15 protein-coding genes are annotated in these 15,837 nt (G+C 58.9%); 14 read left to right on the top strand and 1 reads right to left on the bottom strand.

Features of this window, described 5'->3' with window-relative positions:
• Window positions 1-140: 140 nt before the first annotated feature.
• From G4C92_RS06150 to G4C92_RS06140, 3 genes are all read left to right on the top strand, one after another.
• Entirely contained in the window at window positions 141-1,448 is a 1,308-nt protein-coding gene (locus G4C92_RS06150; protein ID WP_274941700.1) for an ABC transporter substrate-binding protein, read from the top strand.
• Window positions 1,449-1,542: 94 nt separating this feature from the next.
• Window positions 1,543-2,424 carry an AraC family transcriptional regulator gene (locus G4C92_RS06145; RefSeq protein WP_330654824.1) on the top strand — a complete coding sequence of 294 codons (882 nt, stop codon included), beginning with the start codon at window positions 1,543-1,545 and terminating at the stop codon, window positions 2,422-2,424.
• On the top strand, window positions 2,402-3,550 hold the full coding sequence (locus G4C92_RS06140) for a glycoside hydrolase family 27 protein (RefSeq protein ID WP_274941699.1): 1,149 nt from the start codon (window positions 2,402-2,404) through the stop codon (window positions 3,548-3,550). Before G4C92_RS06145 ends, G4C92_RS06140 begins: the two co-directional genes overlap by 23 nt.
• A 254-nt stretch (window positions 3,551-3,804) precedes the next feature.
• Here G4C92_RS06140 and G4C92_RS06135 read toward each other — a convergent pair whose 3' ends face one another.
• On the bottom strand, window positions 3,805-4,635 hold the full coding sequence (locus G4C92_RS06135) for a MerR family transcriptional regulator (protein ID WP_274941698.1): 831 nt from the start codon (window positions 4,633-4,635) through the stop codon (window positions 3,805-3,807).
• Window positions 4,636-4,990: 355 nt separating this feature from the next.
• Between G4C92_RS06135 and G4C92_RS06130 the strand changes: the two genes are divergently transcribed.
• From G4C92_RS06130 to G4C92_RS06080, 11 genes are all read left to right on the top strand, one after another.
• Window positions 4,991-5,608 (top strand): HAD family hydrolase, encoded by a 618-nt coding sequence (locus G4C92_RS06130; protein WP_274941697.1) that lies wholly within the window; start codon window positions 4,991-4,993, stop codon window positions 5,606-5,608.
• A gap of 132 nt (window positions 5,609-5,740) precedes the next feature.
• On the top strand, window positions 5,741-7,228 hold the full coding sequence (locus G4C92_RS06125; RefSeq protein WP_274941696.1) for an aspartate aminotransferase family protein: 1,488 nt from the start codon (window positions 5,741-5,743) through the stop codon (window positions 7,226-7,228).
• Window positions 7,229-7,279: 51 nt separating this feature from the next.
• On the top strand, window positions 7,280-8,359 hold the full coding sequence (locus G4C92_RS06120; RefSeq protein ID WP_274941695.1) for a class II aldolase/adducin family protein: 1,080 nt from the start codon (window positions 7,280-7,282) through the stop codon (window positions 8,357-8,359).
• A gap of 27 nt (window positions 8,360-8,386) precedes the next feature.
• The gene (locus tag G4C92_RS06115; protein ID WP_274941694.1) at window positions 8,387-9,121 is read left to right on the top strand and encodes a TetR/AcrR family transcriptional regulator; all 735 of its coding nucleotides are present in this window, start codon (window positions 8,387-8,389) and stop codon (window positions 9,119-9,121) included.
• A gap of 88 nt (window positions 9,122-9,209) precedes the next feature.
• Window positions 9,210-10,838, top strand: a complete 1,629-nt coding sequence (locus G4C92_RS06110) for a xylulokinase (RefSeq protein WP_274941693.1) — start codon at window positions 9,210-9,212, stop codon at window positions 10,836-10,838.
• A complete protein-coding gene (locus G4C92_RS06105) occupies window positions 10,835-11,308 on the top strand; it encodes a GtrA family protein (RefSeq protein ID WP_274941692.1) in 474 nt (157 codons plus the stop codon). Before G4C92_RS06110 ends, G4C92_RS06105 begins: the two co-directional genes overlap by 4 nt.
• Window positions 11,309-11,413: 105 nt before the next feature.
• Window positions 11,414-12,136, top strand: a complete 723-nt coding sequence (locus G4C92_RS06100; protein WP_274941691.1) for an HAD family hydrolase — start codon at window positions 11,414-11,416, stop codon at window positions 12,134-12,136.
• A gap of 154 nt (window positions 12,137-12,290) precedes the next feature.
• The gene (locus G4C92_RS06095; protein WP_274941690.1) at window positions 12,291-12,809 is read left to right on the top strand and encodes a flavin reductase family protein; all 519 of its coding nucleotides are present in this window, start codon (window positions 12,291-12,293) and stop codon (window positions 12,807-12,809) included.
• A 147-nt stretch (window positions 12,810-12,956) separates the two neighbouring features.
• Complete coding sequence (locus tag G4C92_RS06090) at window positions 12,957-13,274, top strand: hypothetical protein (protein WP_274941689.1); 318 nt, start codon at window positions 12,957-12,959, stop codon at window positions 13,272-13,274.
• A gap of 27 nt (window positions 13,275-13,301) precedes the next feature.
• Window positions 13,302-15,335 carry a V-type ATP synthase subunit I gene (locus tag G4C92_RS06085; RefSeq protein ID WP_274941688.1) on the top strand — a complete coding sequence of 678 codons (2,034 nt, stop codon included), beginning with the start codon at window positions 13,302-13,304 and terminating at the stop codon, window positions 15,333-15,335.
• Window positions 15,332-15,802, top strand: coding sequence for a V-type ATP synthase subunit K (locus G4C92_RS06080; RefSeq protein ID WP_274941687.1), 471 nt, complete (start codon window positions 15,332-15,334; stop codon window positions 15,800-15,802). Before G4C92_RS06085 ends, G4C92_RS06080 begins: the two co-directional genes overlap by 4 nt.
• Window positions 15,803-15,837: the final 35 nt, after the last annotated feature.

Genomic DNA, 15,837 nt, shown 5'->3' with positions numbered 1-15,837 from the left:
TCTCCATATCAAAATGATTTTGTGTTATACTCCTTATATCTGGAAAATGCTATCTTTTGCTCATCAGACAACAACGGCTGGCAAGACGGACAAGACAAATAAAAAGGTTGAAAAAAGGAGGTTTCACAATGATGAGCGGTATGAGCAAAAAAGCAATCGCAGCAGCACTTTCCACAATGATCGGTTTATCTTCCGCAGCAGCGCTTCCCATGACGGTCATGGCTGATGACAACGGATATAAAACCAAGGAACTTAAGGTGGCGATCTGGGACAACAACCAGCTGAACGGTCTTCAGCAGATCGCGGATGAGTGGTCGAAAAAATCCGGCGTGAAAGTTCAGATTGATGTCATCACCTGGAATGAATACTGGACATTGCTGGAGTCGGGTGCATCAGGAGGAACACTTCCGGATGTATTCTGGATGCATATCAACGAAGCGCAGAAATACATGGATGCAGATATGCTCCTGAACCTGAATGATTACATCGAGGCGGACGATGCCATTGACCTCAACAACTATTATGACGGCATCGTCAATATATACAGAAGCAACGATGTACAGTATGCGCTTCCGAAAGATCATGACACGATCGCTCTGCTGTATAACAAATCCATCTTTGACAAGTACGGTGTGGACTATCCGACGGATGACTGGGATTGGGACGATTACTGCGCAGCAGCCGCGGCGATCACGAAGGCCGGTAAGGATGATGACATATACGGCACGGCTATGAATACCAATGACGGCCAGGACGGATGGTATAACTTCATCTACGATTTCGGCGGCAAGCTGATCTCTGATGACGGCAAAACTTCCGGAATGGATGATGAAAATACAATAAAAGCAATGACCTATCTGGCGGACAACCTGTTCCCGTCCATGCCGGACCAGAGCCTGATGGCTGTAACCGACCCGGACGTCATGTTCCTGTCAGGGAAAATCGGAATGATGCTTCAGGGATCCTGGATGGTGAATACCTTCTATACCGCAGAAAATGCATCTGACTACGCATGGGCTGAGATCCCTTATTATGACGCAAATGGAAACGGCAGCTGTGATGACGGTGAACGATGCTCCATGTACAATGGCCTCGGATGGGCGGCATCGGCCAACACAGCGGATCCGAAGGCAGCGTACGATCTGATCAGCGCATTCTGCAGCAAAGAAGGGCAGCTTAAGCAGTCTGAACTCGGTGTGACCATGGCCGCTTACAAAGGGGCTTCCGATGCCTTTGTGGACGCATTCAAGGAAATGGATATCTCTCCTTTCCTGGATGTTGAAAAGAATGGCACCCTGATCCAGCACCCGGCTTCCCGCAACACCACGGTATGGGAGAGCGGATTCACCACCGGACTGGTTGCCGCATGGCAGGATCCCTCTTCCATGGCGGATGTGTGCAAACAAATGGCAACGATGATGAATAAGGCTCTTGCAAACGAGCAATAAAGAAACGAAAGAACAGACTGACTCTGTCCGGCGGAAACGGCCGGTAACGAACAATACAGGCCTGCGGGTTCTCCCGCAGGCCTTTTGAGAAAAGATGAGAAGGATCGATAAGGCCAAACGGAATATTTATTACCATTGTCTGGAATACGACCACGAACAGCTGGGGGATCTGTTTCTTGTAGCCTGCGGCATGGAAGACGCTGATCCCGGAGCTGTGACCGGTCCTGATATAAGAGACGGATATCATCTTCATGTCGTCAGATCCGGAAAAGGAACGATCCGTATCTCGGGAAAGGAGCAGCCGGTACACGAGGGCCAGATGTTCATCCTGAAGGATGGTGAAGAAGCTTTTTACCGGGCAGATGAAGCCGAACCCTGGAGTTATTGCTGGGTGACCTACAATGGCAGCGACGCCAGGCGGATCACAGAAGAGACCGGCTTCAGGGAAAACGTCTATATTTTGGACAGCTCCATTCCGGCAGATCAGTTTTTCGAGATGATCAGACGGATGCATCTTCGTCCTGAGATGACCCGGATCAATAAACTCTTCCAGAAAGGAATCATGATGGAGTATCTGGCCCTGGCCATGGAAGCGGGCGGACACGGATCAGAAGCGGATGAAAAAAGGAGGCACCGGCCTGTAGAGGATTATGTTGAAAGAGCAGCCAATTTCATTCATTACAACTATCGGACCATCGAAGTAAAAGACGTTGTGAATTTCATCGGTTTCTCTAGAGGTTATCTGTCCACTGCGTTCCGAAAGACGAAGGGCATGTCCGTGCAGGAATACCTTCTCAGAGTGAGGATGCAGAAGGCGAAAGAGCTGATCAAGGCGACCGATCTGCAGATACAGGAAATAGGGAAACGCGTCGGATACGATGATCAGCTGAACTTTTCAAGGATATTCAGAAAATACGAGGGTGTAAGCCCGTCTGAGTTTAGGAGAGAGATAAATGACCCAGAAGAGAACAGGTGACGTTCCGCCGATGGGATGGAATTCCTGGAATACTTTCTATGACAAATATGACGCCGGACTGATTATGGAGATGGCAGACACCATGGTGGAGCGGGGGTATCTGGACTGCGGCTACCAGTACCTGGTGCTGGATGACTGCTGGCTGGAGATGGAACGGGATGCGCAGGGAAAGCTGGTGCCTTCCCGGGAAAAATTTCCGGAAGGAATCGGGCCGGTGATCGATCATGTCCATAGAAAAGGCCTGAAATTCGGAATCTATGAATGCTGTGGAGTCCGGACCTGTGCCGGCTATCCCGGAAGCTTTGAGCATGAGATGAGCGACGCTGCCACATTTGCCTCCTGGGGTGTGGACTATTTAAAATATGATAACTGCCACAGACCGTCCAGTCAGGGCTCGGAACTTCTGTACCGGAGAATGAGTTTTGCTCTTCGAAGCACCGGCAGGGATATTCTCCTGGCGGCATGCCAGTGGGGGACTGAAGAGGTCGGGACATGGATCCGATCCACGGGAGCGCACACATATCGGTCCACCATTGACATCAGAGATCGGTGGGACTCCATCAGCAGTATTACAAAGGAAAGACTTGACCACTTAAGTGATGGAGGTCCCGGCTGCTTCAATGACATGGATATGCTGGTGGTTGGAATGAACGGATCGGGATCTAACCCCGAGACCAGTGCCGAGGGCTGTACGCCGGATGAATATCAGACGCATTTTGCTTTGTGGGCCATGCTGAATTCTCCGTTAATGATCGGATGCGATCTCAGAAAAGCGGATGAAGGAACGAGGGCACTTCTGCAAAACAGGGATCTGATCGCAATCAATCAGGATCGGGAAGGACGTACCTGCTATAAACTGACATGCACCTGCTCCCCCACAGCGTTTACTCTGGTCCGGCCGCTTTCCGGAGGAGATTACGCAGTTGGAATTTTCAATTTCGGAGAAAAACCATGCATGGCAGGACTTCCGTTCTGGGACATGGGAATCAGCGCTGCCAGTGCGGAAGGTCTTCATTTCCATGACTGCCTTACCCATCAGGACATGGGCGTATATAAAGAAAGTTTTTCGGCGCAGATTCCCGGCCACGGATGCCGGGTCTACCGGGTTGGTGCGTTCACCAGATGAGGCGGCAGAGTTTTCCGACAGTCTCAGAATCCGTGACTTCAGCGCTCCGGACACAGCCTCCAAGCCGGAGCCCCGGCAGGAACCGCGTCAGGCGTGAGCACGCGCTGGCCGTTCACAAAGGAATAGGAGCCGTTGCACAGCTTTTTTAATGCAGATCCTGGTTTTTTCGGGTTTTGCAGCGATCATTCAGGATAATCAAAAAGCCGGGATAAGTGGTGTGAGAGGACGGCGGCTGCTCACCGCCGCCGGCTCGATCATGCGTCTTTCCCGCGGACAGGCAGCTGTATTTCCGTCAGGTACTCTTCCTGACAGGACGTCTCGTACCGGTCGATGTGGCAGAATTCGATCGGATCGCCGGCCGGAACGAGACCGTTTTCCTTCGCGAAGGAGAGGAGCTTCGGGACGAACGTGCGGGTCTTCTCGAAGGACCCGCGATAGCAGACCGACAGGTACTGCCCGGCCGGAAGCGCAAAGTTGCAGGGAAAATCCATGTAAGGCGAGTAGAAGAAGACATTTTTCGTCCTGTAGTCGTTTCCTTCCGCGTTCGTGGAGGAGATGTCGAGCGTATAGCAGTCGCATGCGCAGATCGTCGACACTTTTTCCGGCAGATGGATCGTGAAACGCGCCAGCTGCAGGTTGATCATGTTGTCCGGCATGTCGCTGTCGGCGATCTTGAGACATGCGCGTTCCGGAAGCGTGAGCAGATGAATCGTGCCGGAACAGTCCAGGCCGAGGTCTTCGCGTATCGAGCGGAGACGGGCCTGGATATTTTTTTTCTTTGCCTTCAGTTCCGCCATCTCGCGGTCGATGACATCGGATTCCTTTTTCAGCATGTCTGCGACGTGGTGAAGATTCCGGTCCTTCTCGAAACGGAGAATCTCGTCCGTGTGGAAACCGAGTTCAAGCAGTTCCCGGATGGTGTTCATCGTGCGGACGTCGTCCAGCGTATAGAGGCGGTAATTGTTCTCCTCGCCGCGGACGGGATGGAGGAGCCCGACTTTTTCATAATAACGGATCGAGTCGACACCGACGTGGAAGAGCCGGGCGAGGTCCCCGATCCGGAACAGTTTCTGATTCTGTGCCATGAGAGTCCTCTCAGATTGTCGGACCGGCCGGTTCCCGGGAATTCCGGGTGCGGCGCGGACGATGTTTATGACGCCGGGTCTCCCCCGCCGGACAGAAGGGAAATCTGCGGGCCGGCAGGGTGTGATGTCCGGGCCGGAAATGCAGCAGCCGGCGCGATGGCACGGGCTGTGACGGAACATCCGGCGGCCGGACAGTCTGTATCGTAACACAGGGAGAACGACCGGACAAGAAGACGGCATTCCGCCGCTGCGGCGAAACGGGCGCAAAGGTGGTACAATACAGAGATACCGGAGAACCGGACGGAACGGCAGGGAAACGGACAGCAGTGTCCGGCGGAGAGGAGACGGAAACGATATGATACGGAATGTGATATTTGATCTTGGCGGCGTGCTGATCAACGACAACCCGCTCGCCTGTATGCGGCGGATGGGCTTCGGGGATGACCGGGCGGTTCCGATGAGCCGGGCGCTGGCCGGCGATCCGTACTGGGCCGAGATGGATCTGGGACTCTATGACAGTCTGGACGGCTGCGTGGAGACGCTGATCAGCCATCAGCCGAAGGAGTTTGAGGCCGATCTCAGGCGGTTCTTCTCGGGGCAGTGGATGGCCGGCATGTATACGCCGCTGACGGAGAATCTGCCGCTGTATCATAAGCTCCGTGGGGAAGGATACGGGATTTACCTGCTGTCCAACTTCTTCACCGAGGGCTTCGCGATGCTGGACCGCCTCTATGACTTTATCCGGGACGCGGACGGGCGGATTGTCTCCTCTCATGTGCATCTGAGAAAGCCTCAGCCGGAGATTTATCAGGCTCTGCTTGATCGGTACAGCCTGAAGCCGGAGGAGTGCGTTTTCTTTGATGACCGTCAGGCGAACGCGGACGCGGCGGCCGCGCAGGGGATCCGCGCGGTCCGGTTCCTCAACGTACGTCAGGCGGAGGAGGACTTCCGGTGTTTTTCCAGATTCAATTGACGGCCGCCGTCATGAAAATTACAATGGAAATATGAACTCGTGAACGATGATTCACAAAGTGGCGGGCTCCGATCGGCCGGGGAGAGACGCTTCCCGCGAAAGGGGGCGGCGCCGGTCAAAGGAGGGCTGAAGATGGCATACAATGGCTACGCAATTGATTCCGATCATTATCCGGACGCGGAGGCGATCACAAGAAAGCTGGACGCGCTGATCCGCAAGCCGATCTACTCGATCCGTCCGGAGGCGCTGAAGGAGTACGAGGAGACCTTCTTCAACGCCCGCTGCCAGACATCGAAGCAGATGACGGATAAGGCGAAGGAAGTGATCCCCGGCGGAGTGGAGCACAATCTCGCCTTCAACTATCCGTTCCCGATCGCGATCCAAAGCGCGTCCGGCAACCGGATGACGGACGTGGACGGAAACGAATATTACGATCTGCTTCAGGCCGGCGGACCGACCGTGCTCGGCAGCAATCCGCCGGAGGTGCGCGAGGCGGTCATCGATCTGCTCAATACCTGCGGGCCGTCCACCGGGCTGTTCCATGAATATGAGTACAAGCTGGCGAAGAAGGTCTGCGACCTTTATCCCTCCGTGGACATGATCCGCTTCCTCGGATCCGGAACGGAGGCCTGCATGTGCGCGGCGCGGATCGCGCGGCTGAAGACCGGTCATTCCAATATCCTCAAGATGGGCGGCGGCTATCACGGATGGTCGGATCAGCTCGCCTACGGGATCCGGGTTCCCGGGACAAAGGGCATGCTGTCCCATGGCGTGCCGCACTTCGTTTTCAGGCATACCGATGAGTATTTCCCGAACGATCTTGAGGATCTGGAGCGGAAGCTCCGCCTGCATCAGATGGACGGCGGAACGGCGGCGATTTTCGTGGAACCGGTTGGGCCGGAGTCAGGCACGCGTCCCGTCTCCAGGGAATTCATTCAGGGAACGGAGCGGCTTGCCCGCAAGTACGGCGCCCTGCTCGTCTTCGACGAGGTCGTCACGGGCTTCCGGATCGGCGTGCACGGCGCGCAGGGCTTCTTCGGTGTGAACCCGGATCTGACGATCTTCGGTAAGGTGATTGCGGGCGGCTATCCGGGCGCGGGCGCGGTCGGCGGCCACCGGGACTGCATGGCCTATCTCGGAGCCGGGCTTGACAATCAGGGTAAGAAGCTGCATAAGGCACTCTGCGGCGGCACGCTTTCGGCTACGCCGCTCTCGACCTGCGCCGGATACCATATGATCTGCGAGATCGAGAAGCAGAATGCCTGCGAGAAGGCCGGGCGGATGGGGGACCGTCTGACGAAGGGACTTCAGGCGTCGATCCGGAAATACAACCTTCCGTTCGTCGCGTTCAATCAGGGCTCGATCTGCCATCTGGATACGGTCGGCACGATGCATTTCCGCATCGACTGGGGGAAGCTCTGGACCGTTCCGGAGATTCTCCGTCAGACGGGGGCGCGTCAGACCGAGATGGAGCACATGGGCGCGGCCTATATGGCGGAGGGCATGATCACGCTCGCCGGATCCCGGCTTTATACGAGCGCCGCGTACACGGAGGAGGATATCGACGAGGTGATCCGCCGGTTTGACCGGGTGTTTTCGAAATGCGGACGGCTGGCATGATCGATGAAGCGGAAATGCGGAATCGGCCCGTGAAGGAGGAGCAAAACAGTCATGTCATATGAGATGAAGGAAGCGAAGGAGCGCGTGATCCGCGCGGGAAAGGAGCTGGTGGAGGCGGGGCTGATCGCCAGAACCTGGGGCAACATCAGCGCGCGGATCTCCGATACGCAGTTTGTGATCACGCCGAGCGGCCGGGCGTATGATACGCTGACGCCGGATCAGATCGTGACGGTCGGAATTCAGGATCTTGCCTGGAGCGGGGACGTGAAGCCGTCCAGCGAAAAAGGCGTGCACGCGGCCGCCTACGCGCTGCGGCCGGATGTGAACTTCGTGATTCACACGCATCAGAACTACGCGACGGCTCTTTCCACGCTGGCGAGGCCGCTGGCCGTGGGGCAGATTGAGGAGGAAGCGGGAGACGTTCTCGGGCCGGAGGTGCCGGTGGCGGCCTACGGGCTGTCGTCGACGAAGACGCTGACGGATCATGTAAGGGATTGCATCCGCCGGTATCCCGCGAGCCGGGCGGTGCTGCTCCGGAACCACGGCACGCTGTGTATGGGCCGGGACGACGGAGACGCGTTTCATGTGGCGCATGTGCTCGAGCAGGTATCGAAGAAGCGGTACCTGGAGCTGGCCTGCGGGAAGGCGCCGGAGGATACGGAGCCTGATTATGAGCTTCGTAAGCACTGGAGGGTCTTTCGGCGGGAGATTCACGAGGAGTACGATGCCTTCTGCGAGATTTTTGACAATCCGTCCGTCAGCTGCGTGATCACGTCGGACGCACCGTACATCCGGCAGTACAGCGCGTTCGGAAGAGCGCTGCCGCCTTATGTCGACGATCTGACACAGATCGTGGGCGTCCATATCCCATGCCTCCCGTATGACGCGGGCCGGAAGAAGCTGAAGGCGGCTCTCCGGGAAACCTGCAGCGCGGTGCTGGTGAAGGGCCGCGGTGCGGTCTGCTGCGCCGGATCGGAGGAGGACGCGGAGGCCGTGATGATGCTGGTGGACAAGGTCTGTCAGGTCGCGCTTCTTGAGCGGGCCGGCTGCCGTCCCCGCACGGTGCCGCTGGCCGGCGGACTGCTGGAGCATGTCGTGTATGTGAAGAAATATTCAAAACTCAAGAACTGACCAGACGGGGCGGAGAAGGAGACGCAGATGCTGAAGAAACTGACGGAAGAGCAGCAGGCCGCGCTTCTTGAGAGCGCCACGCAGGAATTCGGGGAGCGGGGGCTCAAGGCGGCGACGGTGGCCTCCATCGCGCGGCGCTCGCAGCTCAGCGTCGGCGTGATCTACAAGTATTACGCGGATAAAAACGACCTGTTCGCCGCCTGCCTCCGCCGCTCCATGGAGCTGCTGGAAGAGGCGCTGGCGCAGGCGGCCGGGAAGGCCGCCTCTCTGACGGACGCGGCGGAGGCGCTGATCCGCGCCAGCCAGCGCTTCGCGGAGGCGCATCCGGCCTGCTTCCGGATGTATCATGCGATCACCGCCTTCCCGGACGCGGACGGGGCAGAGCTGTATGCACGGGAAATCGAGACGGTTTCGGCCGATCTCTATCAGAAACTGATTTCAAGGGCGAAATCTGAGAAGCGAATCCGCGGGGACGCGGATCCTCAGATGTTCGCCTTTTTTTTCGACAATCTGCTGATGATGCTTCATTTTTCCTACGGCTGCGATTACTACCGGCACAGGATGGAGATTTTCTGCGGCGGGAAGGCCGGCGACCCTTCGTTTGACGAGCGGGTGACGCGGACGATGCTGGCGTTCATCCGCGGCGCTTTCGGTGACAGAGAGACTGAGGAGCAGGCAGCCGCCGGCCGGGACAGGACGGAGGAGAAGGCAACTGCCGGCCGGACGGGACAGAGGAGAAAGCAGCTGCCGGCCGGTTCGTAAGGGAGAGGAAGACAGCCGGGCGAGGAGCCTCCGCGCAGCCGGAAAAGAGGAGAGGAAAGGCCGTGAAATCGGAAGGGAGGAACGGAATATGAGCGGGACGCTTGTGCTTGCCTACGATATCGGGACAACGGGAGTGAAGACATGTCTCTTCGGCATCGACCGGGAGATCCGGCTTCTGGCCGGCGCGACGGCCGGATACGGGCTGTACCTTCTTCCGGGCGGAGGCGCGGAACAGGACGCCGAGGAGTGGTGGCAGGCGATGCGGACCACCACCGCCCGCGTCCTTGAGGAGAGCGGGAGAAGGCCGTCGGAGATCGCGGGGATTTCCTTCTGCTCGCAGATGCAGGGACTCGTGCTGGTTGACCGGGACGGCGTCCCCGTTCACCGGCCGATGAGCTACATGGATCAGCGGGCGTCCGAAGAGATCCGGAAAGGCATCGCCTACGGGCCGCAGATTGCGGGAGCCAACGTCTGGAAGCTGCTCCAATCCCTCCGGATCACCGGCGCCGTCTCCAGCTCGGTGAAGGATCCGCTGTGGAAATACAAGTGGATCGAGGCGCATGAGCCTGAGGCGTTTGCCCGGGCATACCGGTGGCTGGACGTCAAGGAGTACATCATCCGCCGATGCACGGGCCGCTTCGTGATGACGGACGATTCCGCCTACGCGACGATGCTCTATGATACCCGGCGCGGGCATGAGGGCTGGAGCCGGGAACTGGCGCGGATGTTCGGCGTCCGCATGGAGCATCTGCCGGAGGTGATCCGGACGACGGATCGGGCGGGAGAACTGACGGAGAAGGCGGCGGCGGATCTCGGCCTCAGCGCCGGCACGCCGGTGTTCGGCGGCGGGGGCGATGCGACGCTGATCGGCATCGGCAGCGGATGCGTGAACGTCGGCCAGACGCATATTTACTGCGGCACGTCAGGCTGGGTTTCCACGATCGTCGACCGGCAGACGGTGGACGCGAAGAACATGATCGCGGCCATCGTGGGCGCCCAGCCGGGGCGCTTCAACTACTTTGCGGAGATGGAGACGGCCGGCAAATGCCTTGAATGGGTCAGGAACCATCTCGCGCTGGATGAGATCGGCATCTATCTGGAGAAGCACGACGTCACGGAGGAGCCGGAATCCGTTTACCGGACGCTGTATGACTATCTTTCCGAGGTCATTTCCTCCTGCGAACCCGGCGCCGGCGGCGTCATCTTCACGCCCTGGCTGCACGGAAACCGCTGCCCGTTCGAGGACGCCTCGGCGGCCGGCATGTTCTTCAACATCCGTCTGGAGACCGGGAAGACGGAACTCATCCGTGCAGTGGTGGAGGGAATATGCTATCATCTCAGATGGATGCTGGAGTGTGAGGACCGCCGTGTCCGCACCTCGGATCCGGTCCGGTTTGCCGGAGGCGGCGCGCTGTCCCCGGTGACGGACCAGATTCTGGCGGACGTGACGGGGAGGACGGTCGAGGTGGTTGCGGAGCCGCAGGATGTGGGCGCGGTGGGCGCCGCCGCGGTCGCCGGCGTCGGACTCGGTCTGATGAATGGGATCGGAGAGATCGCTTCCTTTATTCCGGTGGTCAGGACGTTCCGGCCGGATGAGGGAAATCGGGCGGTCTACGACCGGACGTATCAGACCTTCTGCCGCCTGCACGCGTGCAACGCGAAGCTGTTCCGGGCCATGAACGACTTGCAGAACCGTGAGAGGGGGGATCGGTCATGAAAGAGGAACATGCAGCCGGCAGAGAACTGCTCCGCACGGTGAAGTTCACGCTGTTTTCCATCTCGGCCGGCGCGATCGAGCTGATCGTCTACTCGGCGCTGGACGGTCTGACGGACTGGCCCTACTGGCCCTGCTATCTGATCGCGCTGATCGCGTCGGTGCTGTGGAACTTCACGCTGAACCGGACGTATACGTTCCAGTCCGCGAGCAACGTGCCGGCGGCGATGCTGAAGGTCGCCGGGTTCTATGCCGCCTTCACGCCGGTTTCCACGGTGACGGGGAACTATCTGGCCCAGACGGCAGGGTGGCCCGGTGTGCTGGTGACGATTCTTAACATGCTCTGTAACTTTGTGCTCGAGTATCTCTACGACCGGTTCTATGTGTTCGGAAATTCACTGGATACGAACCGTCGGGCACAGCGGCAGAGGGAGGAAGACGCGGAGACGGAAGCGTCTGCGGACGACAGATAACCGGAGGGGGAGCCGGTCCGCCGGATACGGCAGCATGACGGAATCGACGGAGGATGCTGCCGCCGGGGACGGCTCTTCTGTGTTTCCTGTACAGGTGGTGTTTCGATGAGTGCGATTGCCTTTGATCTGGATGATACGCTGTATGACCTCTGCTGGCCCTACGCGAGGGCGGTCTCGGACTGCTTCAGCGGGAAGTATGACCGGCTGGCGGAGGCTCTCTTCATGCGGAGCCGGGTGCACAGCGACGAGGTGTTCGAGGACTGGAGCAGCGGCCGGATGCGCACGGACGATATGTACGCGTACCGGAATCTGAAATCCTTCGACGATTTCGGCATCCGGATCACCCGGGAGGAGGCGCTGCGGATTCAGGACCTCTACAAGGAATACCAGAAGCGGATTTCGCTCACGGAGGACGTGAAGCGGATGCTGACCGTCTGCCGGGACGCCGGCGTCCGGATGGGAATCGTCACCAACGGGCCGGGGGAGCATCAGCGGGCGAAGATCCGCACGCTCGGGCTTCTCAGATGGTTTCCGGAGGACCGGATCGTGATTTCCGGTGAGGTCGGCGCGGCCAAGCCGGGGACGGAGATTTTCCGCATCGCGGCGGAGCGGCTCGGCACGCGTCCGGCGGACGCCTGGTATATAGGCGATACATTTGCGAATGATGTGGCGGCTCCCCGGGCCGCGGGCTGGCGCACACTCTGGGTCAACCGCAGGGGAAACCCGGTTCCCGCGGGTGAGACCCCTCCGGACCGGACGGTCCAGGGCGAAAGGGAAATGGCGGACGCGGTCTGCCGCATGGTGAGGGTCGGACGCGGCGTTTTCTGAAGCGCGCATACGCGGGAGGGGACAGCCGGTATATTCTTATAAAGAAGGCGGAGCGGGCGGTCTGCATGTCGCTGCAAAAAAGCGGAGCGGGCGGCCTGCATGTATATGAAAAGCGGCGGCAAAACGACGCCGAAGGAAAAGGGAGGGTTTTGAAATGAGTGGATTTGAGGAGAGGAATCCCGGGGAACTGAAGAAGAATGTGTTCTCGATGATCGGCAGGGACTGGATGCTGATCGCCGCGGAGAAGGACGGGCGAGTGAACGCGATGACGGCCTCGTGGGGCGGCCTCGGCGTGCTCTGGGGAAGCGATGTGGCGTACATTTTCGTCCGGCAGAGCCGCCTGACGAAGGAATTCATCGATGCTTCCGATACATTTTCGCTGAATTTCCTCGATCCGGCGCGCTTCCGGGATGTTCAGAAATATATGGGAACGGTCTCCGGACGCGATGAGGACAAGGTGGCAAAGAGCGGGCTTCAGGTGCAGCGTGCGGAGCAGACGCCGTATTTCGGAGAGTCGGATACAGTTCTGCTATGCAGAAAGGCGGGCGCGTTCGAACTGGGACCGGACGGAATCGGGGAGGAGGACCGGAAGCGGTGGTACGCCGACGGAAATCTCCATACGATGTATGTCGGCCGGATCGTGAAGCTGATGACGCGCGCGGAGGAATCGTAAGCGGCGGGACGCGGCGGAATTATACGAATTCCGGCAGATGTCAATGGCGATCAGACTGACAATATGATACAATAAGCACAAATTTGCGACCAATGCACCGGCGCTCCGCGCCGGAGGGGCAGAGAGCAGGGAAAAGGCGGTGAGACTGTGATTGAAAACACCATTCAGGCTGTAAAAAAGGCGGAAGCGGAAGCGGACGCCTGCCTTGCGGAGGCGAAGCAGAAGGCCGATCAGATCCGGAAAGACGGCGAGGAGGCGGCGGAACGGATCCGCAGGGAAGCGGCGAAGGCGGCGGAGCAGGATGCCGCGCGCAGGATGGCCGAGGCGAAGAAGGCCGGAGAGGCGGCTTTAGCGAAGGCCGGCGAGGAAGCGGAGCAGGAGGCCGATGCGCTGAGAACCGCGGCAGAGGGCAGAAAGGCCGAAGCGATCGACGCGGTCGTACGGACGCTGTTCGGAACACGTTGAACCGCGCCGGGTGAGGAGGCATGTTGCATGGCAATTGTAAGGATGCAGAAGCTCAGCATCTGCGCGACGAAAAGTCACAGAAAAGAGATCCTTGAGGCTCTGCAGTCGCTCGGGGCGGTGCAGATCATCACGGACCAGCTCGACGATCCGGAGCTGGAGCGGATGGATACCCAGCAGGCGAGGAGTCAGTTCGAGAAAAGCGCCGATTCCTTCGACCGGGTGCTCGCTCTTCTGAAGACATTCGCGCCGGAGAACCGGAAGGGAATCGACGCGCTGCTGGGACCGGAGGCCGTCGGACGGAACGAGGCTGACCGCGTCACCGCGCACCGGACCGAATATCTGAATGACGCGGCGAAGATTCTGAAGGACGACCGCGAGATCACGGAATGCAAGGCGCAGATCCTGAAAAACACGAATCTGGCGGAGCAGCTTGTTCCATGGAAGGCGCTCGGCGTTCCGATGGAGATGACCGGGACGAAGTCTGCAGCGGTCCTGATCGGCACGCTGCCGGATCCGGTTACGCCCGAAGCGCTTCAGGCTCAGGCTGCGAAGGATCTGGAGGAGCCGGCCGCCGTCTCGGCGGAGGTGCTTTCCAGCAGCAGCGAGCAGACCTGCGTCACGGTGGTCTGTCTGAAACGCGACGCGGAGAAGGTGGAGAACAGCCTCCGGTCGATCGGATTCGCCCGACCGGCGCAGCCGGTGAAGGGCGTTCCCGCGCAGGTGATGGAGGACCTCGCGGCGGATTCGGAAAAGCAGAGGGCGCGGATCGTGGCGCTTCAGCAGGACATCCGATCCTATGAGAGCAAGCGTCAGGCCTTCCGCATCGCAGCGGACTATTACCGGACGCGGGCGGAGAAATACAGGATTCTGGGGATGATTCCCCAGTCAAAAAACGTCTTCTTCATCGAAGGCTGGGTCGCCAGAAGCCAGGCGGAGCGGATCGCTCATCTTCTGGAGGAACGCTACGGGGCTTTTGTGGAGACCGAGACGATGACCGGGGAGGACCGGGAGGAGGAGCCCACGCTTCTTGAGAATAACCGGTTCTCGAGAAACGCGGAGGGCGTGCTGGAGTCCTACGGGCTGCCGCAGCACGGCCATGTGGATCCGACGTTCATCATGTCGATCTTCTACGTGATTTTCTTCGGCATGATGCTGTCGGACGCGGGCTACGGCATTGTCATGGCGGTCGGCACGGCCGTCCTTCTGAAGAAGTATCCGAAGATGGCCGAGGGAACGGCGAAAATGCTGCGGCTGTTCTTCTGGTGCGGGCTGTCGACCACCTTCTGGGGCCTGATGTACGGCGGCTTCTTCGGAAATGCCGTCGACACGATTGCCCAGAACTTCTTCGGCTACACCGGGGACCCCATCGTGAAGCCGCTCTGGTTTGAGCCGCTGAAGGATCCGATGAGACTGCTGGTCTACTGCATGCTGTTCGGCCTCATCCATCTGTTTGCCGGTCTTGGCATCAAGGGCTACGAGAACCTGAAGAATCATGACGTGACCGGCTTTGTCTCCGACGTGCTGGCATGGTATCTGTTCATTCTCGGACTGGTGCTGATGCTGATCCCCAGCGATATTTTCGCGTCGATCTCCGGCGCGAAGACGGTTTTTCCGCATCCGGTGAACGTGCTGGCCCGGGTGATGGCGCTTGCGGGCGCCGCGCTGATTCTGATGATGGGCGGCCGTGATCACAAAAACTGGGGAATCCGGATCGCGCTGGGGGCCTATGACCTCTACGGCGTCTCCGGCTGGCTCTCCGACGTGCTGTCCTACTCCCGGCTTCTGGCGCTGGGACTGGCGACCGGCGTCATCTGCAACGTCATCAACATGATGGCGGTGATGGGCGGCCGCGGCGTCGTCGGCTGGATTGTCTTCGTGATCGTCTTCCTTCTGGGTCATACCATGAATCTGGCGATCAACGCGCTGGGCGCGTATGTCCACACGAACCGTCTGCAGTTCGTGGAGTTCTTCGGGAAGTTTTATGACGCTGGCGGAAAACCGTTCAGGCCATTTAAAACTGTCAATCAGTATATTGAAATCAAGGAGGAGAAAACACTATGAGTTTAGGAATGGTTCTTGCGCTGATTGGTGCAGCACTGGCAACAGCTCTGGCAGGCGCCGGCTCGGCCTGGGGCGTCGGCATCGCAGGTCAGGCGGCGGCGGGCGTCGTCGCTGAGGATCCGGATCAGTTCGCGAAGGTGCTGATTCTGCAGCTGCTTCCCGGCACGCAGGGTATCTACGGTCTGCTGGTGACCTTCATCACGCTTTCCCAGATCGGTATCCTCGGCGGCAAGCCGATCACGGATACCTATACGGGCGCGATGTATCTGCTCGGATGCCTTCCGATCGCGATCGTGGGTCTGATCTCCGCCTATCATCAGGGCAGAACCTCCGTGGCGTCCATCGGTGTGGTGGCGAAGCGTCCGGATCAGTTCGGCAAGGCGATGCTGTTCCCGGCCATGGTCGAGACCTACGCGATTCTTTCCCTGCTGGTTTCCATTCTGGTCGTCACGAATATTCACGCGTAAGACAGGAAAAACGAACCGGAACGGTTCGATGGGAG

It is taken from the genome of Chordicoccus furentiruminis (genome assembly GCF_019355395.1).
Taxonomy (GTDB): domain Bacteria; phylum Bacillota; class Clostridia; order Lachnospirales; family Lachnospiraceae; genus Chordicoccus; species Chordicoccus furentiruminis.
Note: the sequence above shows the minus strand (reverse complement) of the source record. Positions and strands in the feature narration are given on the sequence as shown.